The organism is Mycobacterium paraseoulense (genome assembly GCF_010731655.1).
GTDB lineage: Bacteria > Actinomycetota > Actinomycetes > Mycobacteriales > Mycobacteriaceae > Mycobacterium > Mycobacterium paraseoulense.
Genome location: NZ_AP022619.1, coordinates 2,997,553 through 3,023,133, shown reverse-complemented (window position 1 = coordinate 3,023,133; position 25,581 = coordinate 2,997,553). Strand labels below are relative to the sequence as shown.

At 68.9% G+C, this 25,581-nt stretch carries 22 protein-coding genes; 14 read left to right on the top strand and 8 right to left on the bottom strand.

The annotated features are described in order from the left end of the window. The first annotated feature begins 84 nt into the window (after positions 1-84). From G6N51_RS13830 to G6N51_RS13820, 3 genes are read left to right on the top strand one after another with little or no spacing between them, the layout of a single operon-like run. The gene (locus G6N51_RS13830) at positions 85-1,104 is read left to right on the top strand and encodes a GHMP family kinase ATP-binding protein (protein WP_083166883.1); all 1,020 of its coding nucleotides are present in this window, start codon (positions 85-87) and stop codon (positions 1,102-1,104) included. Continuing rightward, positions 1,092-1,709 carry a D-sedoheptulose-7-phosphate isomerase gene (locus G6N51_RS13825; RefSeq protein WP_174814315.1) on the top strand — a complete coding sequence of 206 codons (618 nt, stop codon included), beginning with the start codon at positions 1,092-1,094 and terminating at the stop codon, positions 1,707-1,709. The genes G6N51_RS13830 and G6N51_RS13825 overlap by 13 nt, the downstream gene beginning before the upstream one ends. A 13-nt stretch (positions 1,710-1,722) precedes the next feature. Continuing rightward, the gene (locus G6N51_RS13820; protein ID WP_083166878.1) at positions 1,723-2,277 is read left to right on the top strand and encodes a D-glycero-alpha-D-manno-heptose-1,7-bisphosphate 7-phosphatase; all 555 of its coding nucleotides are present in this window, start codon (positions 1,723-1,725) and stop codon (positions 2,275-2,277) included. Here G6N51_RS13820 and G6N51_RS13815 read toward each other — a convergent pair. Next, positions 2,243-3,070, bottom strand: coding sequence for a WecB/TagA/CpsF family glycosyltransferase (locus G6N51_RS13815; protein WP_083166875.1), 828 nt, complete (start codon positions 3,068-3,070; stop codon positions 2,243-2,245). The genes G6N51_RS13820 and G6N51_RS13815 overlap by 35 nt on opposite strands. A gap of 252 nt (positions 3,071-3,322) precedes the next feature. On the opposite strand from G6N51_RS13815, the gene G6N51_RS13810 reads away from it, so the two are divergent. From G6N51_RS13810 to G6N51_RS13800, 3 genes are read left to right on the top strand one after another with little or no spacing between them, the layout of a single operon-like run. Then, entirely contained in the window at positions 3,323-4,273 is a 951-nt protein-coding gene (locus G6N51_RS13810; RefSeq protein ID WP_083167599.1) for a GNAT family N-acetyltransferase, read from the top strand. A gap of 26 nt (positions 4,274-4,299) precedes the next feature. After that, positions 4,300-4,992, top strand: a complete 693-nt coding sequence (locus tag G6N51_RS13805) for a DUF5642 family protein (RefSeq protein WP_083166872.1) — start codon at positions 4,300-4,302, stop codon at positions 4,990-4,992. Positions 4,993-5,020: 28 nt separating this feature from the next. Continuing rightward, a complete protein-coding gene (locus G6N51_RS13800; RefSeq protein WP_083166869.1) occupies positions 5,021-5,674 on the top strand; it encodes a DUF5642 family protein in 654 nt (217 codons plus the stop codon). Here G6N51_RS13800 and G6N51_RS13795 read toward each other — a convergent pair. Next, positions 5,671-6,276: an alpha-ketoglutarate-dependent dioxygenase AlkB gene (locus tag G6N51_RS13795; RefSeq protein WP_180134405.1), complete on the bottom strand. Its 606-nt coding sequence runs from the start codon at positions 6,274-6,276 to the stop codon at positions 5,671-5,673. The two genes, G6N51_RS13800 and G6N51_RS13795, sit on opposite strands and share 4 nt — an antisense overlap. Before the next feature lie 58 nt (positions 6,277-6,334). On the opposite strand from G6N51_RS13795, the gene arcA reads away from it, so the two are divergent. Beyond that, positions 6,335-7,549: an arginine deiminase gene (gene arcA, locus G6N51_RS13790; RefSeq protein ID WP_083166863.1), complete on the top strand. Its 1,215-nt coding sequence runs from the start codon at positions 6,335-6,337 to the stop codon at positions 7,547-7,549. 60 nt (positions 7,550-7,609) lie between these two features. Here the strand turns inward: arcA and G6N51_RS13785 are convergent, their stop codons facing one another. Continuing rightward, positions 7,610-8,458, bottom strand: a complete 849-nt coding sequence (locus tag G6N51_RS13785; RefSeq protein WP_083166860.1) for a DUF559 domain-containing protein — start codon at positions 8,456-8,458, stop codon at positions 7,610-7,612. Positions 8,459-8,576: 118 nt separating this feature from the next. Further along, complete coding sequence (locus G6N51_RS13780; protein WP_083166859.1) at positions 8,577-10,145, bottom strand: dolichyl-phosphate-mannose--protein mannosyltransferase; 1,569 nt, start codon at positions 10,143-10,145, stop codon at positions 8,577-8,579. Between the two features lie 25 nt (positions 10,146-10,170). Between G6N51_RS13780 and rsmI the strand changes: the two genes are divergently transcribed. Beyond that, positions 10,171-11,004, top strand: coding sequence for a 16S rRNA (cytidine(1402)-2'-O)-methyltransferase (gene rsmI / locus G6N51_RS13775; RefSeq protein ID WP_083167594.1), 834 nt, complete (start codon positions 10,171-10,173; stop codon positions 11,002-11,004). Positions 11,005-11,007: 3 nt separating this feature from the next. On the opposite strand, the gene G6N51_RS13770 is transcribed toward rsmI, so the two are convergent. The 3 genes from G6N51_RS13770 to G6N51_RS13760 are packed head-to-tail and all read right to left on the bottom strand — an operon-like array spanning position 11,008 to position 14,379. Continuing rightward, a complete protein-coding gene (locus G6N51_RS13770) occupies positions 11,008-12,258 on the bottom strand; it encodes an aminodeoxychorismate synthase component I (RefSeq protein WP_083166856.1) in 1,251 nt (416 codons plus the stop codon). A gap of 28 nt (positions 12,259-12,286) precedes the next feature. Further along, positions 12,287-13,198 (bottom strand): RNA polymerase sigma-70 factor, encoded by a 912-nt coding sequence (locus G6N51_RS13765; protein ID WP_083166854.1) that lies wholly within the window; start codon positions 13,196-13,198, stop codon positions 12,287-12,289. Beyond that, positions 13,195-14,379 carry an NAD(P)/FAD-dependent oxidoreductase gene (locus G6N51_RS13760; protein ID WP_083166851.1) on the bottom strand — a complete coding sequence of 395 codons (1,185 nt, stop codon included), beginning with the start codon at positions 14,377-14,379 and terminating at the stop codon, positions 13,195-13,197. The genes G6N51_RS13765 and G6N51_RS13760 overlap by 4 nt, the downstream gene beginning before the upstream one ends. Positions 14,380-14,691: 312 nt before the next feature. Here G6N51_RS13760 and G6N51_RS13755 point away from each other — a divergent pair, with 312 nt between their 5' ends. Continuing rightward, the gene (locus G6N51_RS13755; RefSeq protein WP_232078554.1) at positions 14,692-16,305 is read left to right on the top strand and encodes a hypothetical protein; all 1,614 of its coding nucleotides are present in this window, start codon (positions 14,692-14,694) and stop codon (positions 16,303-16,305) included. A gap of 294 nt (positions 16,306-16,599) precedes the next feature. Next, positions 16,600-18,462, top strand: coding sequence for a putative bifunctional diguanylate cyclase/phosphodiesterase (locus G6N51_RS13750; protein WP_083167585.1), 1,863 nt, complete (start codon positions 16,600-16,602; stop codon positions 18,460-18,462). A 66-nt stretch (positions 18,463-18,528) separates the two neighbouring features. Here the strand turns inward: G6N51_RS13750 and G6N51_RS13745 are convergent, their stop codons facing one another. Continuing rightward, complete coding sequence (locus G6N51_RS13745; protein ID WP_083166848.1) at positions 18,529-19,323, bottom strand: FkbM family methyltransferase; 795 nt, start codon at positions 19,321-19,323, stop codon at positions 18,529-18,531. Between the two features lie 282 nt (positions 19,324-19,605). Between G6N51_RS13745 and G6N51_RS13740 the strand changes: the two genes are divergently transcribed. The 4 genes from G6N51_RS13740 (at position 19,606) to G6N51_RS13725 (ending at position 25,570) form a co-directional block, all read left to right on the top strand. Continuing rightward, on the top strand, positions 19,606-21,318 hold the full coding sequence (locus tag G6N51_RS13740) for a hypothetical protein (RefSeq protein ID WP_232078553.1): 1,713 nt from the start codon (positions 19,606-19,608) through the stop codon (positions 21,316-21,318). Between the two features lie 178 nt (positions 21,319-21,496). After that, on the top strand, positions 21,497-22,948 hold the full coding sequence (locus G6N51_RS13735) for a polysaccharide biosynthesis tyrosine autokinase (protein WP_083166845.1): 1,452 nt from the start codon (positions 21,497-21,499) through the stop codon (positions 22,946-22,948). Then, on the top strand, positions 22,948-24,420 hold the full coding sequence (locus G6N51_RS13730; protein ID WP_174814385.1) for an O-antigen ligase family protein: 1,473 nt from the start codon (positions 22,948-22,950) through the stop codon (positions 24,418-24,420). The genes G6N51_RS13735 and G6N51_RS13730 overlap by 1 nt, the downstream gene beginning before the upstream one ends. A gap of 136 nt (positions 24,421-24,556) precedes the next feature. Next, positions 24,557-25,570, top strand: coding sequence for a glycosyltransferase family 4 protein (locus G6N51_RS13725; protein ID WP_083166839.1), 1,014 nt, complete (start codon positions 24,557-24,559; stop codon positions 25,568-25,570). The last annotated feature ends 11 nt before the right edge of the window (positions 25,571-25,581 follow it).

The following is a 25,581-nucleotide window of genomic DNA, read 5'->3' as shown; positions in this document are numbered from 1 at the left end:
GCAACGGATGGAGTGAGGACGTGGCGCACAATCCGCCGACGACCGCGGGACGCGCGTCGGCCTGCTGAGCGGATTACGTCGACAGTGAATCCCCGGCCCCGAATCCGCGCGCGTGCGCCGCTGCGGATTTCCTTCGCGGGGGGCGGCACCGACGTGCCGCCGTTCCCGACCACCGAGGGCGGCTGTGTCCTGTCCGCGACCATCGACCGCTACGCGCAGGGATCGCTCACTCCGCGCACCGATCGCATGGTCACCATCGAATCGGTGGACTTCAAGACCACTACCGAGATGAGGCTCGACAGCGAGATTCTCTACGACGGCAGCCTGGACCTGATCAAGGCCGCCGTGCGCCGTTTCGGCAGGGCAGGCACCGACGGCTACGACCTGGTGCTGCGTTCGAGCGCTCCGCCGGGCTCGGGGCTGGGCTCCTCGTCGACGATGATGGTGGCGCTCACGGGCCTGCTCGCCGAGCACTACGGCGTGCCGATGGGCGAGTACGAGACCGCCCAGTTGGCCTGTGCCATCGAGCGCGAGGACCTGGGCATCACGGGCGGCATGCAGGACCTGTACGCGGCGACGTTCGGCGGATTCAACTTCATCGAGTTCACCGACCGCGTGATCGTCAACCCGCTGCGCATCCGCGACGAGACCGCCTTCGAGCTCGAACTGAGCCTGCTGCTGTGTTTTACGGGCATCACGCGGGACTCCGCGCGAGTGATCGAGGACCAAACGCGGCGCGCCGCCACCGGCTCGGACGACACCCTGGCCGGACTTCGGGCGCAGAAGGAGCTGGCGGTGGCCATGAAGGCCGCACTCCTGACGAACAAACTGAACGATTTCGGCGCCCTGCTGGGTGAGGCCTGGACGCAGAAGAAGCGCATGTCGCCCTACATCACCAACGAGCGCATCGACGAGCTCTACGACCTCGCCCTGCGCAACGGCGCACTGGGCGGCAAGATCACCGGCGCGGGCGGTGGCGGTTACATCCTGTTGTTCTGCGACTTCGCGAAGAAACACCGCCTCATCGAAAGCCTCGAGTCGGCCGGCGCGACCATCACCGAATTCGCCTTCGAGAGCAAAGGATTGACCACATGGCAGGCATGAGCGCCTCGGATGTCGTCACGCCAAGCGTCGAACTGGTCCAGGAGCGGCTGGCGGAGACGATCGCCGTCAAACAGCAAATGCTTTCGGGCGTCATCGCCGCGCAGACCGTCGAGATCGCGCGACTGATGATCGAGTCGCTGCGTTCCGGCGGGAAGGTGATCTTCTTCGGCAACGGCGGATCCGCGCAGGACGCGGGGCACCTGGCCGCGGAGCTGATGGGCCGCTTCGCTTTCGACCGCCCGGGTCTCGCCGCGATCAGCCTGCCGGACGCCACGGCGGCGATGACGGCGATCGGTAACGACTACTCCTACGACGAGGTCTTCGTCCGCCAGGTGCTCGCCGCCGGCCGCGCGGGCGACGTCGTGGTCGGCCTGACCACGTCGGGGAACTCACCGAACGTCGTCCGCGCGCTGGAAGCCGCCGCCGCCGCCGGGATGACGACGGTCGCGCTCACCGGTGCGCGCGGCGGGAAAGTGGCCGACGTCGCCGAATTCTGCGTGCGGGTCCCGAGCGACAACACCGGCCGGGTCCAGGAGGCGTGCCTGCACCTGGGCCATTCGATCTGCGAGATGGTCGAGGCGGCGCTGTTTCCCCGGCCCTGCTGAGAACGCCCCGAGCATGGCCGATTTGCGCAACGTCCGCACCGTCTTCCTGGACCGGGACGGGACCATCAACGTCAAGGCCGACGACGGCGAGTACATCCGATCGCCCGAGGATCTGGTCCTGCTGCCGGGCGCGGCCCGGGCGGTGGCCGCCTTGAACGCCGCCGGCCTGCGTACCGTCCTGGTGACCAATCAACGCTGGTTGTCCGACCCGGGCGCGGACGCGGTGCGTTTCGACGCCGTCCAGCGCCGCCTCGAGCGGCTCCTGGCCGACGAGGGTGCCCGCCTCGACGCCGCCTACCACTGCCCGCACGCGACGGCCAGCTGCGAGTGCCGCAAGCCCGGGGCGGGCATGTTGACGCAGGCGGCGCGCGAGCACGCTTTTGAGCTGGCCGAGTCGGTGATGATCGGGGACAGCGAGACCGACATGGAGGCGGGCCGAGCGGCCGGCACGGCGACCGTCCTGCTCCGCGGCGGTGACGGCGAGGCGGCTGGCGCCGACGCGGTGGTCGACGATCTGGCCGCCGCCGTGCGACTCATCCTGAGCGCCAAGGACTCTCGCTCCGCCTGAATCGTCGCGCCGCCGAGCGAATCACGAGCGCCAGCGCAAACGGTAGGTCGTCGCGAAGATACCTGCGGGCGAGGCGCCGCGGCTCGAGCGCCAGCCGGTGCACCCATTCGAGCCCCAGCCGCTGCAGCACGGGCGACGCCCGGCGGACGACCCCGGCCGTCATCGCGATGCCGCCGCCGCAGGCGAGGAACCAGGCAGTGGGTAGCTCCCGGCGCAGCAGCTCGATCAGGCGTTCCTGCCTGGGAAAGCCCAACCCCACGAACACCAGATCCGGTGCGGCCGCCGCAACGGCGGCGACTGCGCGGCGCGCCCCCTCCTCCGTCGTGTCGAAGCCGAATTCCGGCGAACAGGTGCCGGCGACGCGCAGGTGGTTCGACCGCGCCAGCAGCGCCGCGGCCGCCCGCTCCGGCACCCCCTGGGCGCCGCCGAGCAGATACACCGATTTCCCGCCGGCGGCCGCCGCGGCGCTCAACGGAAAGATCAACGACGAGCCGGCGACGCGCTCCGGCAACCTGTCACCCGTTGCCCGCGCCGCCCACACCAGAGGCATCCCGTCCGCCACGACGAGGGACGCCCGGGCGATCAGGGCGGCGAGGTCGGGGTCGCGAGCGGCCGCCCGGGCCACGTCGACGTTCACCGGCACGATCGAGCCGCCCCGGCCCGTGGCCCATGCCGCGCGCACGACGTCGACCACCTGTTGTTCGGTCACGGCATCGAACCGCAGACCGCCCACCTGGACTTTGCGCGGGCCCGCGCCGGTCGATCCCGGTGAACTCCGGTGGGCTCGGCTCACTCGCTCATCATGCCCCGCGGCATCGCCGACGGATACGGCCGACGCGCACTCCTTGCCCCGGCCGGAACCCAGCCCATAACCTGGGCAACATCCGACCGCAACCGGGAGTGTCGGGCCTGGCGCGGTAGACGACGGCACCTCAGGCGGGCAGGTCATGGCACAGCGGCGGTCACCGCGCCCAGACCCACGCGGTGTGAGCGGCGGGCTATCGCGGTGGCGTTGACCGGCGCGCGGGCCGACGAGCTGGCGACGATGGACATCTTCGAGGGATGTCCCACCACCGATCTCGCGCCGTTGGCGGCCTCGCTGCAACCGCTGCGCGCAGCGGCCGGCCAGGTGCTGATGCAGCAGGGTGAGCAGGCCGTCTCCTTCCTGCTCATCTCGTCGGGCGTCGTCGAGATCACCCACGTCGGCGAGGACGGCGTGGTCATCGTCGAGCACGCGTTCCCGGGCATGCTCATCGGAGAGATCGCCCTGCTGCGGCACATCCCGCGGACCGCGACGGTCACCACCGCGGGACCGCTGACCGGTTGGATCGGCGACAACGACGCCTTCGTCCGCATGGTCCACATACCCGGGGTGATGGGCCGGCTGCTGCGCACGGTGCGCCAGCGTCTGGCCGCGTTCATCACACCGATCCCGATCCGCGTCCGCGATGGCACGCATCTGATGCTGCGACCGGTGCTGCCCGGCGACACCGAGCGGACGGTGCACGGACACATCCAGTTCTCCAGCGAGACGCTGTACCGGCGGTTCATGACGCCGCGCCTTCCCACCCCGGAGCTGATGCACTACCTCTCGGAGGTCGACTACGTCGACCACTTCGTCTGGGTGGTGATCGACGGCGGGGACCCGGTGGCCGACGCGCGCTTCGTGCGCGACGAAGGCGACCGCAGCGTCGCCGAGATCGCGTTCACAGTCGCCGACGCCTACCAGGGGCGGGGGATCGGCACCTTCCTGATCAACGCGCTGTCCATCGCCGCCCGGGTCGCCGGGGTCGAAAGGTTCTCCGCGCGAATGCTTTCCGACAATCTACCGATGCGCACCATCATGGACCACCACGGGGCGATCTGGCAGCGCGAAGACGTCGGCGTCATCACCACCGTCATCGACGTGCCCCACCGTCGCGACCATGGCGTTCGGCGCGAGGTGGCTGCCCAGATCGAGCACGTGGCCCGCCAGATGATCGAGGTGGTCGGCTGAGCCTGCGCGTTGTGCCACGAACGGGCATGCGGCCGTTTCGGTTTGGCCGGGTGACGACTCCGGCGCTCGCGGTGCTGGTGGCCGCGTGCGCTCACCCATCGGCGCCCGCACCGCCGCCGACCGCCACGACGGCGCCACCACCCGCGGCGGTCAACCCGGCCAACATCAAGAGGGTGGTCCGCGAACTGCCGCCCGGTTACGAGGCGACCACGGTCATCCCCAGCGGAGCTTCCCCGCAAGTGATCTGGAGCCTCGGGCCCGACGCGTCGGAAAACACGGCGAGGCCGCCGCAATGCGGGGCGCTCGCCGACCCCGGCAATGGGCGTGACCAGTCGGCGCAGGGCGTGGCCGGGTCGGGCAGCGGCGGCATCGTCGACGCGGTGGTGGTGGCTTTGCCGGGCCCGGTGGACCGGCCCGACGACGTCGTCGCCGCATGCGGCCGGTGGACCATGACCGCCGGACGCGCCACCGCAAGCGTGCACCTCATCGACGCCCCGCGTATCGATGGAGTCCCAACCCTCGGGATGGTGGCCGACGTCAAGTCGTCGGTCGAGTCCGGTACCGAGATAGATTCGCGCACATACACGTTCATCGCGTACCTGGGCAACTTCTACGCGTTCACCACGCTGACCACCGATCCGGGTTCGGTGGTGCCCGCACTGCCACCGCAATTCGCTGCCGACCTGCTCGTCAAAACGGTGTCCACGTTGCGCAGCTGACGCGCCGGCCTTGGGTAGATTAGCCACGATGTTCAAGGTGGCGTTCGCGGTGGCGGCGGTGGGGGTGCTGGCCGCATGCTCGTCAGGGCCGGCCAGCTCGGCGAAGGTGGACATCAAGAAGGTCTCCGAGGTGAAGTCGAGCTTCGGGCCCGACTTCAAGGTCAACGACATCGGTGAGCGGGGAATCGATCCCAAGGTGCTGTCGGGCCGCAAGCTTCCCGAGGGGCTGACGTTCGACCCCGCCAATTGTGCGAAAGCGGCGACCGGGCCAGAAATGCCACCGGACCTGCAGGGCAACATGGCGGCGGTCTCGGCCGAGGGCAAGGGCAACCGATTCGTGGTCATCGCCGTGGAGACCTCAAAAGCCTTGCCGTTCAACGACCCCGGTAAGGACTGCGCCAAGGTGGCGTTCACCGGCCCGCAGTTGCGGGGCGGCATCGAGGTCGTCGACGCGCCGCAGATCGACGGAACCCGCACGCTGGGGGTGCATCGCGTCCTGCAGGCACTGGGTCCGGGCGGACCCCGCACCGGCGAGCTCTACGACTATTCGGCCCAATTCGGCGATTACCAGGTGATCGTCACCGCCAACCCGCTGGTGATTCCGGGGCAGCCGGTCGCGCCGGTCGATACGGAACGCGCCCGCGACCTGCTCGTCAGCGCGGTGAAGTCGGTCCGCAGCTAGCGCACGCCGCGCGGCCGGAACTGGATGCTGACGCGCGGGCCCACCGGGGCCGCCGTCTTGGGCACGGCGTGCTCCCAGGTGCGCTGGCACGACCCGCCCATCACCAGCAGATCCCCGTGCGCCTGCGGCAGCCGCAACGACGGGCCTTGAGAAGGACGTGCGCGCCGCCGCATGGCGAACGTACGGGTGGCGCCCAGGCTGATGATCGCCACCATGGTGTCCTCGGAGCTGCTGCGCCCGATGGTGTCCCCGTGCCAGGCGACGCTGTCCGATCCGTCGCGGTAGCAGCACAACCCGACCGTGGTGAAGGGTTCGCCGAGCTCGCCCGCGTAGATGTCGTTGAGCCGGCGCCGCAGCCGGGCCAGCGCCGGATGCGGCGGCTCTTCGACCGTCAGGTCGTGAAAGCTGACCAGGCGCGGCACGTCGACCACCCGGTCGTACATCTGACGGCGTTCCTCCCGCCACGGCACGGCCGACAGCAGCCCGTCGAGCAGGTCGTCGGCATCGGTGAGCCAGCCCGCGCGGATCTCGATGAAGGCGCCGTCACCGAGTTCTCTGCGCTCGGTGAGTTCGAACAGGGAGCCCTGTACCGCGATCTCCACGACGCCGAGTCTATCGCACATCCGTTCGATGACAGGCTGACCGGCTACCGTTTTCGGTGTGGGCGTGGTTGAGCTGGGGACCAATTCCGAGGTGGGGGCGCTGCGGGTCGTGATCCTGCACCGGCCCGGTGGCGAGCTGCGGCGCCTGAACCCGCGCAACATGGACCAGTTGCTCTTCGACGGGCTGCCCTGGGTCGCACGCGCGCAAGACGAACACGACCAATTCGCCGCGTTGCTGCGTTCGCGCGGTGTCGAGGTGCTGCTGCTGTCGGACCTGCTGGCCGAGGCGCTCACCCACAGCGGGGCCGCGCGCATGCAGGGCGTCGCGGCCGCCGTCGACGCGCGCCGATTGGGAGTGCCGTTGGCGCAAGCACTTTCGGCCTACCTGCGCGGTCTGGACGCGGGCAGGCTGGCGCAGGTGCTGATGGCCGGCATGACGTTCAACGAATTGCCGTCGGACATCCGGACCGACGTCTCGCTGGTGCTGCGCATGCACCAGGGGGCGGACTTCGTCATCGAGCCCCTGCCCAACCTGGTGTTCACCCGTGATTCGTCGATATGGATCGGCCCGCGGGTGGTAATCCCCACGCTGGCGCTGCGGGCCCGGGTGCGTGAGGCGTCGCTGACCGATCTGATCTACGCCCATCACCCGCGGTTCACCGGGGTGCGGCGCGCCTACGAGTCGCGCACGGCTCCGGTCGAGGGCGGAGACGTGCTGCTGCTCGCCCCCGGTGTCGTCGCGGTCGGGGTGGGCGAGCGCACCACACCGGCGGGCGCGGAAGCGTTGGCCCGCAGCCTTTTCGACGACGACCTCGCGCACAAGGTGCTCGCGGTGCCGATCGCGCAGCGGCGCGCGCAGATGCACCTGGACACGGTGTGCACGATGGTCGACACCGACACCGTGGTGATGTACGCCAACGTCGTCGACACGCTCTCGGCTTTCACGATCGAGCGGACACCGGACGGTGTGGCCATCAGCGACGAGACACCATTCTTGGAGGCCGCCGCCAAGGCGATGGAGATCGACCAGCTGCGTGTCATCGATACGGGACTGGACCCCGTCGTCGCCGAACGGGAGCAGTGGGACGACGGCAACAACACCCTGGCGTTGGCGCCCGGTGTCGTGGTCGCCTACGAGCGCAACGCGCAGACCAACGCGCGGCTGCAGGACGCCGGCATCGAGGTGCTGACCATCGCCGGGTCCGAACTGGGCACCGGCCGCGGCGGCCCGCGCTGCATGTCGTGTCCCGTCGCCCGCGACCCGCTGCGTTAGGCGCCGAGCTGGGCGCCGAGATTGCCGCCATGGTCGTGGTTGGTGCGCGGACCACAACCCTCACGGCAATCTCGGCGACGAACGGCGGGCCAGCGCCTCGCGGGCCCGCTGAACGATCACGGTCGGGCGGTCCTCGTTGATGACCCTGATCACGGTCCAGCCCAAGCTGCCCACCATCTCGGCTCGGCGGATGTCTTTCACGTATTGGCCGCGATCGGTGCGGTGCTGTTCGCCGTCATACTCCATCGCCACCATCGGCTCTTCCCACCCCATATCCAGGTAGGCCACCATCCGCCCGTCGGTGACTCTTATCTGCGTGGTCGGCCGCGGCAAACCGGCGTCGATCAACACGAGGCGTAACCAGCTTTCCTTTGGCGACTGCGCACCCCCGTCCATCAGGGACAGGGCGGTTCGGCATTGGCGAACGCCCCGGGCTCCCTTGTTGCGGCCAATCAGCGCAGCCACGTCGGCCGAGGTAAGGCCGGTCGCGGCCGCCAGCGCATCAAGGTGGGTCACGGCGAGACTGCGCGGCAAATGGCGGCCCAGATCGAACGCCGTACGCGTCGGGTTGGTGACCGGTAGCCCGTCGAGGTTGACGACATCCTCCGCGCTGATGCTTTCGCGCCGGACGATGATGCCGGGTGGCGGATGGTGGAAAGGCCCGATGATCTCGATGGGCGCAAAGTCGTCGACCCATTTCGCTCCGTGCAACGCGGCGGCGGCCCGTCCGGCGATGGTTGCTCGCCGGCCCGACCATAGCCACGCCGCCCGGATATTGTCGCGAAGCGACCTGCGTGCGTTTTTCGGTATGTACACGTCGCGATGGATTCGCCAGTAGCGCCAACGCAATTGGCCGCGCGTCAGCGAACCGCCCGCAATCGCATCGCTCCCGATAAAGGCCCCCGCCACGCGGACATCATGGACGGCACCACCGATATCGCGTCCACATTGCCGCCATGGTTGTGGACAGTGCGGGTTTTACAGCCATAGCGGCAATCTCGGCGACGAACGGGAAGGGGACAAAGACCTAGCGCCAGCTGGGCAGCCAGATCTCCATGTCCCACGTCTGCTGCGATATCGGCAGCCCGGTGAGCACCGGGAAAAGCCAGGCGAAGTTGGTCACCACCAACGCGACGTAACAACTCACGGCGATCAGCCCCAGCGTGCGTCGTTCCGAACTCAGGCCCCGGGGATGACCCGGCGGGTACAGGATGTCCCCACAGATCAGGGCAATCCCCATCACCAAGAACGGCGCCATCGTGGCCGCGTAGAAGAAATACATCTGCCGGTCGATGTCGGCGAACCAGGGCAGCCACCCCGCGCAGTAACCGGTCAGCACCACCGCGTAACGCCAGTCGCGACGGACGAACGCGCGCCAGCAGGCGTAGAGCAGCACCGGCACCGCCAGCCACCACATGGCCGGCGTGCCCACCAGCATCTCGGCCTTGACGCACGACTGCGCGCCGCACCCGGACACGTTCTGCTGGTCGATCGCGTAGAGCACCGGCCGCAACGACATCGGCCAGCTCCACGGCTTGGATTCCCAGGGGTGGTGGTTGCCGGCGGCGTTCGTCAGGCTCTTGTGGAAGTCGAAAGCCTTCACGGTGTAGTGCCACAGCGAGCGAACGGCGTCGGGCAGCGGGACCACCGAACGCGGGCCGATCGACTGGCCGACCTCGTGTCGATCGATCGCCGTCTCGGACGCGAACCACGGCGCGTAACTGGCCAGGTACACCGCGCCCGGGATGAGCACCAGCGCGTAGGCGGTGGGGATCAGGTCACGCCGCAAGACCCCGGCCCAGGGCCGGGGCACCTGGTATTGGCGGCGGGCCGCGACGTCGAAGGCCAACGACATCGCGCCGAAGAACACCACGAAATACAGCCCGGACCACTTTGTCCCGCAAGCCAATCCGAGCAGGACGCCGGCCAGGAAGCGCCACCAGCGCACCCCCAGCCGCGGACCCCACACCGTCTCGGCGGCGCGCCCCTCGAGCAGCGCGACGTGCATGCGCCGGCGCACCTGATCCCGGTCGACGATGAGCGCGCCGAACGCCGCGACCACGAAGAAGGTGAGGATGCCGTCGAGCAGCGCGGTCCGCGCGGTGACGAAGCTGACGCCGTCGCAGATCACCAGCACGCCGGCGATGGCGCCGACCAGAGTGGAGCGGCTGATCCGCCGGACGGTCCGCATCACCAGCACCACGAGCACGACGCCCAGCAGCGCGCCGGTGAACCGCCAGCCGACGCCGTTGTAGCCGAAGATCGCCTCGCCGACCGCGATCAGCTGTTTGCCGACCGGTGGATGGACCACCAGGCCGAACCCGGGGTTGTCTTCCACCCCGTGGTTGTGCAGCGCCTGCCAGGCCTGGGGCGCGTAATGCTTCTCGTCGAACACCGGCGTGCCGGCGTCGGTGGGCGAGCCCAGGTTGAGGAATCGGGTGATGGTCGCCAGCACCGCGATCACGCCCGTCACGACCCAGCCGCGAATCTGGTCGGTCGGCCCGAAGTCGGCCACCGGAACCATCGGTCCCGGGCTGACGACGGGCACGACGCGCTCCTGGCCGGCGACCGGGGCTTCGCGGGGCGGGGCGGACATCGGTGTCGATCGTAGGCTGTCCGTCATGACCACTGGCCGCCTGTTGCTGGGCGCGACCCCCCTGGGCCAGCCGTCGGACGCCTCGCCCCGCCTGATCGACGCCCTCGCCCACGCCGACGTGGTGGCGGCCGAGGACACCCGGCGGGTACGGACGCTGGCGAAAGCGCTGGACGTGGCCATCACCGGCCGGGTGATCAGCCTGTTCGACCGCGTGGAGGCGGCCCGGGTCGACCCGCTGATCACCGCGCTGGAGGCCGGCGCGACGGTGCTGGTGGTCAGCGACGCCGGGATGCCCCTGATCAGCGACCCCGGCTACCGGCTGGTCGCGGCTTGCGTGGAGGCCGGCCTCCCGCTGACCTGTCTTCCCGGCCCGTCGGCGGTGATGACCGCGCTGGCGGTGTCCGGCCTGCCGGCGGAAAAGTTCTGCTTCGAGGGTTTCGCCCCGCGCAAGAAGGCGGCGCGGCGGGCCTGGCTGGATTCGCTGGCCGACGAGCGGCGCACCTGCGTGTTCTTCGAGTCGCCGCGCCGGTTGGCCGCCTGCCTGCGCGACGCCGTCGACCAGCTCGGCGGCGCCCGCCGCGCGGCGGTCTGCCGGGAACTGACCAAGGTGCACGAGGAGGTGGTGCGCGGGTCGCTGGACGAGCTGGCGGCGTGGGCGGACGACGGGGTGCTCGGCGAGATCACCGTCGTGCTGGCCGGCGCGACGCCGCGCGCGGACCTGCCGTCGCTGGTGGCGCGGGTCGAGGAGCTGGTCGCCGAGGGTGCGCGCGTCAAGGACGCCTGCGGCGAGGTGGCCGGCGCGAATCCGGGGGTGCGCTCGCGTCAGCTCTACGACGCGGTGCTGCGGTCGCGCCGCTAAAGGTCAGCGCGCCGAGAACGCGGCCGCGATGCGTGGCTGTCCGACGATGGGAGACGCCTTGTGCAGGCATTCGGCCCATTCGGCGTCGGGATCGGAATCGGCGGTGATCCCTCCGCCGACACCCAGCACGGCGCCGCCCGCGGCGTCGAATTCGACCGTGCGGATGGCGACGTTCAGTTCGCATCCCGCGACCGGGGAAGCCAGACCGATTGTCCCGCAATATATTCCGCGACGGTGTGGCTCCCACTGCGAAAGCAGTTGGCGAGCACGGTGTTTGGGTGTCCCGGTGACGGACGCGGGAGGGAAGGCGGCATCGAGCAGCGCCGACGTCGGCAGTTCGGTCCGAACCCGCGCCGACACGGTGGACACCAGGTGCCACACACCCGGGGCGCGCCGCACCACCAGTAGCTCGGGCACGGTGACGGTGCCGACGATCGCCACCCGGCCGAGGTCGTTGCGCACCAGGTCGACGATCATGATGTTCTCGGCCACCTCTTTCGCCGACGCCCGCAACGCCGACGGCCATGCGTCCAGGGGCAGGGTGCCCTTGATCGGGCTGGACGTCACCAGCGCGCCGCGCCGCCGCAGGAACAGTTCGGGGGACAGCGACGCCACCGCGCCCCACGGCCCGGCGATGTAGGCCGCGCGCGCCGGGGAGGTGCGGGCGATGCCGTCGGCGAAGAAATCCAGCGGGGCACCGCTGACCGCCCCGGTGAAGTGCGTGCAGACGCACGCCTGGTAGACCTCGCCCGCGCGGATGGCCTCGAGGCAGTTCAGCACCCCGGCGCGGTGAGCCGCCCGGTCGGCGGTGCCCCAGTCGACGCGGCAGTCGCGCTCCGGCGGCGCCGTGGCCAGCGCGGCGGCCAGCCAGTCCGGCATCGGCGCGCCGGACAGGCTTTCGTACCACCACCGGCCGTCCCGGTCGCGGCGCAAGACGCAGTCCGTCCACCCGCCCGCGGCTTCCGGGATCCGGTTGGGCCGGCCGTCGGCGCCGGGATCGGGATAGGACAGGTAACCGATCCAGCCGCCGCCCACCGCCGGCGAGTCGGCGGGCCGCGCGCCCAGTGGCACCGCGAAGGCGGCGCCGGGATCGACCGGCTGCGCCGCCACGCTCGGGGCGATCACCGCCAGCGCGCCGAACCAGTCGCCGGTCAGCGCGGCCGGCGGCGGCAGCCCGAGGCGAGCCGTCGCGTCGCCCACGGCACGCAGCACCGCGGGTGCGGCCCCGAGGTCGCCGAGCCGGTCGATACGCACCGCCCTAGCTTGACAGAAGGGCGGCCGCCTAGCCGCGGCTGACGTCACGGGCGGTCGCCAGGGCCGCCAGCTTGTCCGGGTTGCGCGTCACGTAGAAGTTGGTGATCTTGTCGTCGGCGATCTCCAGCGTGATCACCCCTTCGAGGTGATCGGCGAGGTAGAGCAGCACGGCCGGGGCGCTGTTGCAGGTCACCATCTCGATGCGGAACTCCACGAGCTCGGTCGCCTTGCGGATCAGGCCGACGATGGCCCGGGCCACCCGGTCGGCGCCCACCACCGGCCGGCGCGCCGCGGACACCTTGCCGCCGCTGTCGGCCGTCCACGTGGCGTCGGGGGCGAGCATGGTCATCAGCGTCTGCACGTCACCGCTGGCGGCCGTCTGAAGGAACTGGGCGGTGAGCCGCGCGTTGCGCTGCGGGTCCGTCGCGTCGAACCTCTTCCGCCGCGCCCGCACGTGTTCGCGCGCCCGGTGCGCCACCTGTCGTACCGTCGGCGCCGGTTTGCCGACCGCCTCGGCGATCTCGCCGTAGTCGAAGCCGAACACCTCGCGCAGCACGAACACCGCCCGCTCGTCGGGGCTGAGCGTTTCCAGCAGGACCAACATCGCCATCGAAATCGATTCCGCCAGAACGACATCCGCCGAGGGGTCCTGCTCGTCGAGCAACAAGGGCTCCGGCAGCCACGGCCCCACGTAGTCCTCGCGCCGGCGCGCGCCGGCGCGCAGCGCGTTGAGCGCCTGGCGGGTCACCAGCTGGGCCAGGTAGGACTTGGTGTCACGCACCGTGGACAGGTCGACCGCCGCCCAACGCAGATAGCTGTCCTGCAGCACATCGTCGGCCTCGGTGGCCGAGCCCAGCATCTCGTAGGCGATGGTGAACAGCAGCGGCCGCAGCACGGTGAACCGTTCGGCGTGCTCGCCGCCGGTGGGCGCGCGCGTCATCGCAGCGCGATCTCGGCGGGCACCGGCGCGGGCCGCTTGCCGCCCTTGAGCCAGCGGTACGAACCCGGCTTGGCGGCCTCGCGCCGGATGGCCCACAGCGTGCCCTTGCAGATCGCCTCTTTGATGGACGCGGCCGTCCGGCCGCCCAGCACCATGTTCACCGGGGTGTCGTCGGTGCGCGCCAACTGCACGGTGGCGTAGGTGCGGCCCAGGCTGATGCATTGCCCGACGAACGCCTGGTTGAGCCGGGCGGGGGCGGTCCCGGCGATGCGGCTGAGCACGGTGTTGGCGGCCTGGGCGCCCAGCGGTCCGGCGGCCTGGCAGCTCATCCGCAGCGGCTGGCCCGACGGTGCGGCCGCGTCACCCGCGGCGACGACGTAGGGGTTGTCGATGCTGGTCAGCGTCTCGTCGGTGAGCAGCCGACCGAGCGCGTCCGTGCTCAATCCGCTACGCGCGGCCAGGTCCGGGACGGCGAATCCCGCCGTCCAGATGGTCGCCCCGCTCGACAGCACGGCGCCGTCGCTGAGCACCACCGCGTCCCACCGCACCTCCGTCACCGTCGCCGATTCCAGCACGTTGACCCCGAACCCGCGCAGCCGCCTGGCGACGGAACGGCGGCCCCGCCTGCTCAGCGACGGGCCGAGCGCGGCCCCGCACACCAGCGTCACCCGGCGGCCCCGTTCGGCCAGCTCGGACGCCGTTTCGATGCCGGTCAACCCGCCGCCGACGACGGTGACGGGCGCGGTGAGCGGCAGGTCGGCGAGCGCGTAGCGCAGCCGCTGCGCGCTTTCCAGGTCGGCTATCGGGTGGGCGAAGTCCGCGAACCCGGGCACGGTGGTCACCGGTGCCGCGCCGGTGCTGCCGACGGCGTAGATCAGGTAGTCGTAGTCGACTTCGCGGCCCGAGGACAGCAGGACGCGCCGGGCGGGGGCGTCGATGCGGTCGACCGCGTCGACGACCAACCGGATCCCGTCGCCGAGCAACGTCGCGTAGTCGGCGGTCGCGGCGCCGGTGTCGGCGACCAACTGGTGCAGCCGGATTCGCTCGACGAACACGGGGCGGGGGTTCACCAGGGTGATGTCGATGTCCGGACGCTGGCGTAGATGGTTGGCGGCCAGGGTTCCGGCGTATCCGCCTCCGACCACGACGACATGAGTTTTCTGGGCGGCCACCTCGGTCATTGCTGTCTCCTGTTCTCACGGGCCTGATGCCCTCGAGACACCGCGGGCCGGCCGGGCGTGACAGGCCCGTCCCCATTGTGACGTGTCTCACCGGCGCGGCTCCCCTCCCCGGGCCGCCCGACCTCGGACCCGTGGAGGGCCGGGTAATGCGTGTTAGGCTGCGCTACGCCAATTCGTGAATTGCCCCGCGTCGGATACACGCACCAGATAACCCAGGCAGTATGGGGCCCCTTCGGGGTGCATCGGTGTGTGTTGGGAGAAGCAACCGTGACAACGAGGAAGAGCGCGCTGGCCGCTGTCGTGTGCACGGCGATGGTGCTGAGCGGATGCGGTGGCAAGAGCGATCCCGGGCCGCTGTCCGCCATGGTCAGTCCGGCCATCCCGCCCAGCGCTCAAGAGATCCCCAACCCGCTGCGCGGCCAATACGAGGAAGGCTTGAATCCGCTTTTCCCGCAAGGCAATTCCGCGCAGCGGCACGCCGCCTGGCCGGCATCGTACGACGCCAGCCTGCGGGTCTCGTGGCGGCAGTTGCAGCCCGTCGACCCGCGCACGCTGCCCCCCGACGCGCCCGACGACCGCAAGTTCGACTTCAGCGCGATCGACGACGCGCTGGGCAAGGTCGGCAGCAGGAACATGCGGCTGATCCTGGGCGTCTACGCCTACAAATCCTGTTGCAACGATTCCTATCCGAACAACACCAACATCGCGATTCCGGACTGGATCCGCTCCGCGGCCACCACCTACCCCGCTGCGCCGAACAGTTCGGGTGTCGCGCAGGTGGTCCCGAACTGGAATGACGCCGACTACCTCGACAACTTCGGGCAGCTGCTCGCCGCGCTCGGGCGGCGCTACGACGGCGACGAGCGCCTCAGCGTGTTCGAGTTCTCCGGGTACGGCGATTTCGGCAAGACCAGCCTCGCGTACGTGCGCGACGCGCTCGGGGCGCCGGGGCCGGCACCGGACGACAGCCCGTCGAAGTTGGGTTATTACAGCCAGTTTCGCGATCAAAGCATCACCAAAGCGTCCATCGGGCGGCTGGTCGCTGCGAACGTCGGCGCGTTCGGCCACACCCAGTTGGTGGTCACCGGGGAAAACCCGGAGATCGTCCGCGAACTGTTCGCCGACGACGTGACGAAGAAACTGTCCGCCCCCGTCGGCGTCCGCGCGGATTGTCTTGGCGTGCAGGCACCGCTGCCGGAATGGGCCGAGTCCAGCGACTCCCACTACGTGCGGTTCAACGACGCCGCGGTCAACGCGATCAAGCAGCGGCTCACCTCGGCGCTGGTGATCAGCCAGTGGTGCCCGTTGCCGAACGGGACCGACCCGCGGTCGTACTACGAGAAGGCCCTGCACGACGTCGTCAGGTATCACGTCTCGATGACGTCGAGCGCCAACTTCCCCGACCGGGATTCGACGTCGGCGATGGACCCCAAGCTGTACCTGCTCTGGGCCAAGGCGAACACCTCCGCCGGTTACCGGTATTCGGTGGAGGCCAAGCCGGGATCGCAGTCGATCCAGGGCAAGGTGGCGTCCATCTCCGTCGTCTGGACCAACTACGGCTCGGCGGCGGCCACCGAGCATTGGGCGCCGGGCTACAAGCTGGTCGATTTCTCCGGAGCGGTCGTCCGCACCCTTCCGGCGACGGTCAATCTCAAGACGCTGGTCCACGACGACTCCAGCTCGTCGCGCGAGGAGGCCGTCCCGGAGTCGTCCACCGAGTCGGTGCACGTCGACGTGACGGGCCTGGCCCCCGGGCACTACACGCTGCGCGCGTCGGTGGATTGGCAGCAGCACAAGCCGGGCGCCTCGCACGTGGTGAACTACGCGCCGATGGCGCTGGCGCGCGACGGTCGGGACGGTTCCGGTCTGTATCCGATCGCCACCCTGGATATAGCGAGCGACGCGGCGTCGGCCAACGGACCCTGAGGCATCGGTGACCCCCCGCGAGGCGCCCCTCGCGCCGTCGACGAGCCCCGCGCGGAAGTCGCTCGTTACCCCTAATGCACTCCGTCCTGCGTGATACGTTTTTGCTGACAAAACAGATCGTGACCTGCCCCTGGTCCGAATACGTCCGACAGGCCAACACGCGAATCAAAGTGGTCCGTCGATGCGCATGGGCCCGCATCCGACGGGGTTCGTCATCACGACCGTCCCCCGATAGGGCAACCGCCAACCCGGTGGCCCGCCCCCCAGGGATGTATGCCCGCATCGGAGGAGACCGTGCCGCGCAGCCTGGACCTGGTCGTCACCTCCGTCGCCACGCAATTGATGGAGGCCACCGCGGCCACCGCCACCCTGGTGAGCGGGCAGGTGCTCGCGCAACTCGTCGAACAGTTCGATGTGGACGCCAGCTTCTTGCGGCACCTCGACCCGCACACCCGGAACTCGGCGCTGGTCGCCGAGTGGCCACCCCGGACCGACGCCGACGACCCGGATCCGCCGGCCTCCGCCCAGCTGGACCTCGCCGAGTCGGTCCTCGCCCAGTGCGGGCCGGGCCACAAACCGGTGGTGATCCGGCCGGCGCAGTCCAAACGCTATTTCCGGCGCAGGCTGGGCGGGACGCACGGTGCCGCATCGCCCTCGGTGGCCGCCGCCCCCCTGGTCTCGGGTGGGACGACCACCGGGTTGCTGGGCTTCGTCAAGTTCGGCGCCCGCAAGTGGGAGCAAGACGAGATCAACACGCTCGAGGCGGTCGCCGCGCTGTTCGCACAGCTGCAGGCGCGCATCGCGGCCGAAGAAAAGCTTCGCTATCTCGCCGAGCACGACGATCTGACCGGCCTCTACAACCGTCGCGCCCTGGTCGCGCACCTGTCCGAACGGCTCGTCGCGGGACGCCCCGGCCCGGTCACCGTCATGTACCTCGATCTCGACCGGCTCAAGCCGATCAACGATTACCTTGGCCACACCGCCGGCGACTGGTTCATCCGAATCTTCGCGCAACGCATCCGGATCTGCGCCCCCGACAGCACGATCGCCCGGTTGGGCGGTGACGAGTTCGTCGTCGTTCCCGACCAGTCCATGTCGCCGGAGGACGCGGAGTCGTTCGCCCGTCGGCTGTCGGCGATGCTGTGCGAGCGCCTGGCCATCGGCGGCCACGTGATCAGCCGCACGGTCAGCATCGGGCTGGCGGTCGGCGAGCCGGGACGCGACAACTGCACCGACCTGCTCCGCCGCGCCGACGAGGCGGTGCTGACCGCCAAACGCGGTGGCGGCAACCAGATCGCGGTGTCCACCGACGACATGTCCCTCAAGCGTGCGTTCCGCAACGACATCGAACTGCATCTGCAAGGCGACATCGGCAGCGACGCGTTGCTTCTGCACTATTTGCCCGAGGTCGACCTGTCCACGGGAGCCGTCGTAGGCGCGGAGGCGCTGGTGCGGTGGCGGCACCCGATCTGGGGCCTGCTGCTACCGGACTCCTTCATCGGGATCGCCGAATCGACCAACCTGGCGGGGGAGTTGGGCCGCTGGGTGATGCGCACGGCGTGCGCAGACTTCAGCCGCTGGCGGGCCAAGGGCGTCGGCCAAGGGACCGTGATGCGCATCAATGTGTCGCCGATCCAGCTGATCACCCGGGGTTTCGTGCGCGATGTCGCCGACACCATCGACGAGTTCGGCCTCGACGCCGGCTCGGTCTGCCTGGAGATCACCGAGCGCGCCGTGGTGCACGACATCGACACCACTCGAAAAACCTTGGCGGAGCTCAAGGAAATCGGGGTCCAGCTGGCCATCGACGACTTCGGTACCGGCTACGCGGTGCTGTCGCACCTGAAATCTCTGCCGGTCGACATGCTCAAGATCGACACCGGGTTCGTGCGCGACCTGGGTAACAACGCCGGCGACCTGGCGATCGTTCGGGCGATCATCGGTCTGGCCGAAGCGTTCGGTCTCGACGTTGTTGCCGAGGGCGTCGAAACACCGCTGGCGGCAATGACTTTGATCCAGCACGGTTGTCGTCGGGCCCAGGGTTTCCTGCTGTCGCGCCCGGTCCCCGCCGATGCGATGGAAGCCCTGCTGGCCGCGCGCTGGCTGTCGCTGCCGTTTTTGGCCGGCCCCAAGGAATTGCCGACGGGCGGCAGCTAGCGTCACACCGAGGGTCGCGACATTCGCCCGACGCGTGGCGGTGGCCGTGCCTCGTGCGGTCTGCGCTCACCCGCCCCGAGGCACGAAGACGAAGTTGTTGACGTAGACGCCGCGAGGCGCCCAGTCGTTGTTCCGGTCGCCGACGTTGGCCGGGTCTTGATGTTCGCCCGGGTCGAAATCGTCGATCCGTCTCCGGACGCCATCGAGGTCGAAGTAACCCGAGTAGCCGAACTCGCGCAACAACGCGGTGATCTCGGCCACGGCGTTGGGGTAATGGCGTTGCTCGGCTTCGACCATGATCGCGGGCCGGTTGCGTGCGAGTGTCTGTGCGGCGCCGCGCAACACGGCGAGCTCATGGCCCTCGACGTCGATCTTGATCATGCCGATGTCGTCCAGGCACAGGTCGTCAAGCCGCCTGATCGGGACGTCGACGTTGCGGATTCCGCTGCCATCGACGTCGGTCAGGGCATTGGTGAGGTCGATGGTGCTGCGGCCCGGCTCGGACTCGACCACCCGCATCGTGCTCACGCCGGCCGCGTCCGACAGGGCGATCGCCTCCACCCGCACGGGGGCACCGACCGCGCCGAACATCGCCTCCAGATCGCGAGCCTGAGCGGGCCGGGGTTCGAATGCGATCACCGACCGCGACGACGCGAGCATCGCGATCGTAAATTGGCCGACGTCGGCACCGATGTCCAACGAGACCCGGTTCGGGTCGCATAACGACACCGCCAACTGCACGTCCGCCCGGGTTTGCCCGAGGCGTTGCAAGATGCGGTACTTGCGCCGCCAGTAGAAGCGTGGCGCGAGTGTCTTTGCCGCGGGCGCCAGCCAACGTTTGGCCGATCGAGCCAGCGGCATGTTGCGGTCTCCTGAGCGATTCGCGGAGCCATCAGCCTAGTAGACGGCGTACCCATTCCCATATGGGCGGCTTAGCCGGCGCCGGCGCGCCCCGAAAAGGGACGCGCCCGCCCGCGGCCGTTCAACTTGGTCGGGATATGCCCGAAGATGTGCATGATTGACAGATGATGCGGGGCAACGCTGCATCGTTGCCAACACCACTGCGCTTCACGGAGGGAGCGCCGGCGACCGGAGAGGTGTCAGTCCTTGGATCTGATGGAGGGCCTGAGGTCGGTGTGCAGGATGCCGACGTCGACGGCGGCGTGCGCCGGCCGGGCGCGGGCGCCGAGGAAGGCCGCATTGCTGATCGCCGTTTGCGCGACGCTCTTGCTCAGCGGGTGTGCCGGTCGTGCCGATGCCCAGCTGGTGACCGCGATAATCAGTCCCGCGATCCCGCTGTCGGTTCAAGACGTACAGAATCCGCTCCGCGGTCAATACGAAGACCTCTTGATACCCTTGTTCCCGCAAGCCAATTCGGCGCAGCAGCGATACCCGGCCTGGCCGGCGTCGGATGACGCCAGCTTGCGGGTCACCTGGCGGCAGTTGCAGCCCACCGATCCCGGCACGCTGCCTCCCGACGCTCCTGACGAGCAAAAGTACGACTTCAGCGTGATCGATGACGCGCTTTCGAAATTGGCCGCCAGGAACATGCGGATGACTCTCCGCATCGTCGCCTACCACTCCTGTTGTGACACGGTGTTTCCGAACAACACCAACATTGCGATTCCCGACTGGATGCGGTCGGCCGCCACCGACCACGCGGGCCCGGAACGATATTGGTGGACCCCCGGCGTGACGCAGGTGGTACCGAACTGGAACGACCCCCGCTACCTCGACGGCTTCGGAAAGTTACTTGCCGCCCTCGGACGACGGTATGACGGCGACGAGCGGCTCAGCGTTTTCGAGTTCTCCGGCTACGGGGATTGGAGCGAGAACCACATAGCGTATTTGCGCGACAAGCTCGGCGCGCCTGGCCCGTCCGCCGACGAAAGCATGGCGAAGCTCGGCTACTACAGCCAGTTTCGTGATCAAAGCATCACCCTCACATCGATCAAGCAGCTGGTGGCGGCGAATGTCAACGCATTTCGCCGGACCCAGTTGGTGACGACGCTTCTCAATCCGGAAATCGTGCGCGAACTGCTCGCCGATGACGTCACCAAGAAACTGTCGGCGCCGGTGGGCGTGCGGGCCGACTGCCTGGGCGTGATCGCGCCGTTGCCCGGCTGGGTCGAATTGGAAGGCTCGCGCTATGTGCAGACGAAGGATCCGGTCATCGCCGAACTGAAGGCAAGGCTGATCTCGGCACCGGTCATCACCGAATGGTGCCTGTTGCCGGAAGGCACTTCACCGCAGTCGTACTACCAAAAGGCCGTGCACGACGTCATCAAGTATCACGTCGCGATGACATCGAGTTGCGACTTCGCAGACGCGGAGTCGGCGACCCCGATGGACCCTGCGCTGTACCTGTTGTGGGCGCAGGCCAACGTGGCCGCGGGGTATCGGTATTCGGTCGAAGCGCGGCCGGGACCGCACCCGGTACGCGACGGTTTGGCGACTCTCGCCGTGACGTGGACCAACTACGGTTCTGCCGCCGCGATCGAGAAATGGGTTCCCCGCTATCAACTGGTGAATTTCACGGGAGCGGTGGTTCGCACCCTGCCGACCACCGTCAACCTCAAGACCCTGGTTCAGACTCAATCCGGCGGCAACTCCGGCAACCAGCCGGCGCCGGCGTCGTCGACCGAGTCTGTGAAGCTGGACCTGGCGGGCTTGGCGCCGGGCAACTACACGCTGCGGGCATCAGTGGACTGGCAACAGCACAAGCCGGACGCATCGCACGTGGTGAACTACCCGCCCATGCAGTTGGCACGCAACGGACGCGACGGTTCCGGCGGCTACCCACTGGCAACGATCAACATCTCGCGTGACGTGCTCACCGCCGGGCCCCGAGGGTGAAGAACGCTCCGGACGGTCACCGCCGAGTTCTTCGGGTGCGCGCATAGGCTTGAACATCGCTTTTCGGGCAAATGCTGCATGACGATGCCGGAATCATGTTGAATGATTGAGCCCATCCGGATAGCCGACCGGTTGGATGCTTTCGCGCTGCCAGAGTTTTCAGAAAGGCCGTTGGTCGATGGATTTCCGTACCTTTGTCCGGATCCTCGTCGCGCACTGGAAGCTGGCATTGGCCGCGGTGCTGGCGTGTACGGTCGGTGCCGCGGTCATCACCGCATTGCAGACCAAGCATTACCAGTCGTCGACCACGGTCCTGATCTCGTTCTCCGGGGCCACCGACCTGACTGAGCTGTATAACGGCACGCTGACGGCGCAGGAACGACTGTCGTCCTACGCCCAGATCGCGGGCGGCCGGACGGTGGCAGACCGCGCGATCAAACAGCTTCAACTACCGATCAGTGCCGACGACCTGCTGAGCCAAAGCCAGGTGAAGTACACCGCAAAGTCCCAGCTGTTCACCATCACCGTCAAAGACACCGACCCGAGGCGAGCGGCAGCGCTGGCGGGCGCGATGGCCGACCAATTCGCGGCGATCATCCCCACGCTGGGCATGAGTTCCCGTCCGGACGTTCCGAATTCCGGGAACCGACCCGATTCCACGGATGCCACCTCGCCCCCGGGCCAGCCCATGCAGGTGCCCGGCGGGCAGGAGCCGACGGGTAAGCCGGTACCGGTGGCGAGGGCGCGGGTGGTGGAGCCGCCCCGGGTACCCGAGCACCCGGTTACCCCGGCACCGGTGCGCAACATGGCGATGGGGCTGATCGCCGGCCTGCTTCTGGGCATAGCTGTGGCGCTCACCCGCGAGGCCAGCGATCGCACGGTGCGCACCCGCGAAAAGCTGGAACACCTTTCGGGATTACCGACGCTGGGCGAATTGCCGCGGAGGCGTGGCGGCACGCCGCGCTTCGGCACCGACGTCACATTCGACGACGCCGTGCGCGATCTCCGGACCCGGTTGCGCAGGGCGATGGGGCCCGACGGTCGCCGGGTGCTGGTGGCGGCACCTTTCGGCGGCGAGGGGACGACCACGACAGTCCTCAACCTGGCACGGGCATTCGCCGAAGCCGGTGAGGACGTACTTGTCGTCGAGGGCGATACCCGCCGGCCCGTGATCGCCGGTTCCCTGAAGGTGGAATCGGGCGAGGGCCTGGCCAACGCCCTCGCGAACCCCGAGGTCGCAGCGGAAGCTGTGAAACCGACACCCTTTCCGAGGCTGTTCGTCCTTGCCGCGCGTGCCGCCCGCCGCGAGACCCTGCCCTGCAGCGCATACCCGCCGGAGGTGATCGACAATGTGCTGCAAGGCTTCTCGTCACGATTCGACCGGGTAGTGGTCGACGGACCGCCGGTGCTCGCGACGGCCGACGCGGGTTTGCTGGCCGGCGCCGTTCAAGCGACGGTCCTGGTCGTCCGTGCCGGCCGCACCACGACCGACGAACTCCAGGACGCGTTGGCGACGCTGCGCTCGGTCGACGCGGAGATTGTCGGTACGGTGCTGACCGACGCGCGGCTGTCGTTACACCGCCGGGCCGCCTCCCAGGCCTACCGTGCGAAGGCCAGCCCGTCGCCGTGATGTTCTACCTGCGCAGTCGCCATCGCCTGGCCATGAGCGGAGCTTCGCTGGCGCTGTTCCTGTTTGGATGTTTCGTGTACGGCGTGCTCTCGGTGCGACTCACGACCGAGGGCATCATGCTGATCGCCGCCACGTTCTGCGTCGTCGTGTACTGGGTGAGGCCGGAGGCGATGGTGTGGGTCGCGTTGGTCGGTGCGTTCGCGGCGCTGCCCCAGGGTCTGCACGTCGGCAAGGTCATCGGTCCAGCGGTCGTCTACCTGTACCTGGTGGCGGCGATGCTGGCGATCAGTTATCTGATCCCGATCGTGAAACCGCAATTCTCCGACTATTGGTTGCCGGGCCTGTTCACGCTCGTCGTCGTGATTTCCACGGTGGCCGGATTCGAGAACGGTCATGACGCCACGATCGTGCTGCGGGAATCGCTGAGCATGCTCGAAATGGCCGTGGGGTACGTGCTGGCGATGTTGGTCGTGTACGGCGGCTTCATCAAGTGGTCGATCCGCGTGACGGCCGTCATCCTGTGGTTTTCCGCGGGCATGGCAGTCGTGAGTTCGCTGCATGCCATCCGGCTCGCGGGCAGGGCGGAAAGCTTGGGGGCGGTGACCGGTGCCGACCAGGCCGTCCGGATCATCCTGACCACGCAATCGCCGGCCACCGCGACGCTGAGCGCGCTGGTCGCCGCCGCCATAATCGGCTGCCTGAGACCTGCCACGCTCCTGACCCTCGGCCCACCCGCGCTTATCATTTCGCTGCTGTCGTTCTCCCGCAACACGCTTATCTCGATGGCCGTGGCCGCGGGTGCGGCGCTGTTGGTCAGCCTGAGCGTGTCAACCGTGCGCCGGACCGCCGTCATTGCCGTGATCTGCGCGGCGGTGATCGCGGCGACGGTGCCGGCATTGCTGTTCCTGCTGCAGGGTTCGGACGCCGGAGCGTGGCTCGGTGACCAGCTCACGGCCTTCAACGAGCGGGTGCTCGGCGGCGTTTCGTCCAGCGCGCTCGCCGTGGACGAGTCGGCGCTGGAGAGGGTGCGGGAGAACTCCCTGCTGAACCGCTCGATCGCTCAGGCGCCCGTATTCGGCCATGGCCTCGGTTACGCGTATCAGCCGCCGAAAGGTGACGACGAGTTTTCCGCAAAGTTCTATCCGGCCTACTCGCACAACTTCTATCTGTGGTGGCTGGCGAAAGCGGGTGCGGTCGGCATGACGGCGTTCGTCCTGTTCGCGCTGATCCCGTTGATCAAAGCGGTCCGCTGCCGGACCGCGGCGGCGAAGGTCAGCGTGGCGGTCAGCGCGGGCCTTCTCGCGATATCCGTGGTGTGGCCGTTGCCCGAGATGCCATCGGACGCCTTCGCGCTGGGCATCGCGCTCGGTGCGGCGATGGGGTTCGCCAACTTGCGCGGCAGGGAACGCGGCGCCAACCTCGCCGTCAGCCCCGACGCGCCGGCGCTGACGGCACCATCCGGAGCCCGCTGAAGTGGGGGCGCCGGGCGTACGACCGGTGTACTTTGACGCCGTGGCCAATCACTTTGGGAGTTAGCCGAATGCGAAATGTCTGTCTTTTCGACCACCCCCGCCACGCGCCGCTGTGCGATCGGAATTTCGGACAGCGATGATCTCCGTCATTCATGTCGGGCCGGGCGTGTACAGCTTCGGCGGGACGCAGACCGTGATTCGAGTCATCCGAGACCACAAGATGGGCGCGGACGACATCCGCGTCCTGTCGACGTGGGAAGGGCCGCACCACGTGAAGAACTTCGTGCTGACCGCGCGCGCGGCGGCCGTGCTGGCCCGGGCGCCCCGCACGACCATCGTGCACTTCCACATCTCCGACGGTGGGGCGTGGCTGCGCGAAGGACCGCTGATTCGACTGGCCAAGGCGCGGGGTTTGCGGATTGTCGCGACGCTGCAGGGCGCCGACGTCGCCAGGGAAGCCCTTCGACACCGCCGCTATATCGGTGCCACCCTGCGCCGCGCCGACCACCTGATCGTGTTCTCGGAGGACGCGCGGGCCGCCGTGGCGGAGCTGGCTCCGCGGGTGCCGAGCACCATTTCGGTGAACCCGGCGCCGATCGACTGGGACGCGCCCGGGGCCAGCACGACACCGCCGGTGGCGCTCTTCGCCGGGACCATCGGCCTGCGCAAGGGTGTCGACACGCTCGCCGCGGCGTGGCAGCTGCTGCTCGACGAGGGCATCGAAGGCCAGTGCCGGGTGGTCGGGCCGATCGACGACTACACGCCTCCTCAGCTGGAGCGCTTCTCGGTGGAACCCGCGGTACATCCTGACGCGATCCCCGAGCTGATCCGGTCCGCGCGGGTCGTGGTGCTGCCGTCGCGCGCCGAGGCGATGCCGCTGATCGTGACCGAGGCCCTGGCCGGCGCGCGCCCGGCCGTCGCGACGCCCGTCTCCGGCACGCCGGGCATCGTTCCCGACCCGAAAATGCTCGTCCCCGTTGACGATCCGCCCGCGTTGGCGGCGGCGATCGGTCGCTACCTGCGCGATCCGGAGCTGGCGGAGCGCGACGGGCTCAAGGGGCAGGCGCACATCGCGGCGACGCGCAGCCCCGACGTCATCGGCGCCGAGCTTCGCCGGATCTACGAGAGCCTCGGCGTTGGAGCAGATTGAGCTCAGCGGGC

Excerpts from the sequence above, each read along its gene's own strand:
- G6N51_RS13825 (WP_174814315.1), top strand. The coding sequence starts at position 1,092 with ATGGCAGGCATGAGCGCCTCGGATGTCGTCACGCCAAGCGTCGAACTG.
- G6N51_RS13820 (WP_083166878.1), top strand. The coding sequence starts at position 1,723 with ATGGCCGATTTGCGCAACGTCCGCACCGTCTTCCTGGACCGGGACGGG.
- G6N51_RS13810 (WP_083167599.1), top strand. The coding sequence starts at position 3,323 with ATGGACATCTTCGAGGGATGTCCCACCACCGATCTCGCGCCGTTGGCG.
- G6N51_RS13805 (WP_083166872.1), top strand. The coding sequence starts at position 4,300 with ATGCGGCCGTTTCGGTTTGGCCGGGTGACGACTCCGGCGCTCGCGGTG.
- G6N51_RS13800 (WP_083166869.1), top strand. The coding sequence starts at position 5,021 with ATGTTCAAGGTGGCGTTCGCGGTGGCGGCGGTGGGGGTGCTGGCCGCA.
- G6N51_RS13780 (WP_083166859.1), bottom strand. The coding sequence starts at position 10,145 with ATGTCCGCCCCGCCCCGCGAAGCCCCGGTCGCCGGCCAGGAGCGCGTC.
- rsmI (WP_083167594.1), top strand. The coding sequence starts at position 10,171 with ATGACCACTGGCCGCCTGTTGCTGGGCGCGACCCCCCTGGGCCAGCCG.
- G6N51_RS13765 (WP_083166854.1), bottom strand. The coding sequence starts at position 13,198 with ATGACGCGCGCGCCCACCGGCGGCGAGCACGCCGAACGGTTCACCGTG.
- G6N51_RS13760 (WP_083166851.1), bottom strand. The coding sequence starts at position 14,379 with ATGACCGAGGTGGCCGCCCAGAAAACTCATGTCGTCGTGGTCGGAGGC.
- G6N51_RS13755 (WP_232078554.1), top strand. The coding sequence starts at position 14,692 with ATGGTGCTGAGCGGATGCGGTGGCAAGAGCGATCCCGGGCCGCTGTCC.
- G6N51_RS13745 (WP_083166848.1), bottom strand. The coding sequence starts at position 19,323 with ATGCCGCTGGCTCGATCGGCCAAACGTTGGCTGGCGCCCGCGGCAAAG.
- G6N51_RS13740 (WP_232078553.1), top strand. The coding sequence starts at position 19,606 with ATGCCGACGTCGACGGCGGCGTGCGCCGGCCGGGCGCGGGCGCCGAGG.
- G6N51_RS13735 (WP_083166845.1), top strand. The coding sequence starts at position 21,497 with ATGGATTTCCGTACCTTTGTCCGGATCCTCGTCGCGCACTGGAAGCTG.
- G6N51_RS13730 (WP_174814385.1), top strand. The coding sequence starts at position 22,948 with ATGTTCTACCTGCGCAGTCGCCATCGCCTGGCCATGAGCGGAGCTTCG.
- G6N51_RS13725 (WP_083166839.1), top strand. The coding sequence starts at position 24,557 with ATGATCTCCGTCATTCATGTCGGGCCGGGCGTGTACAGCTTCGGCGGG.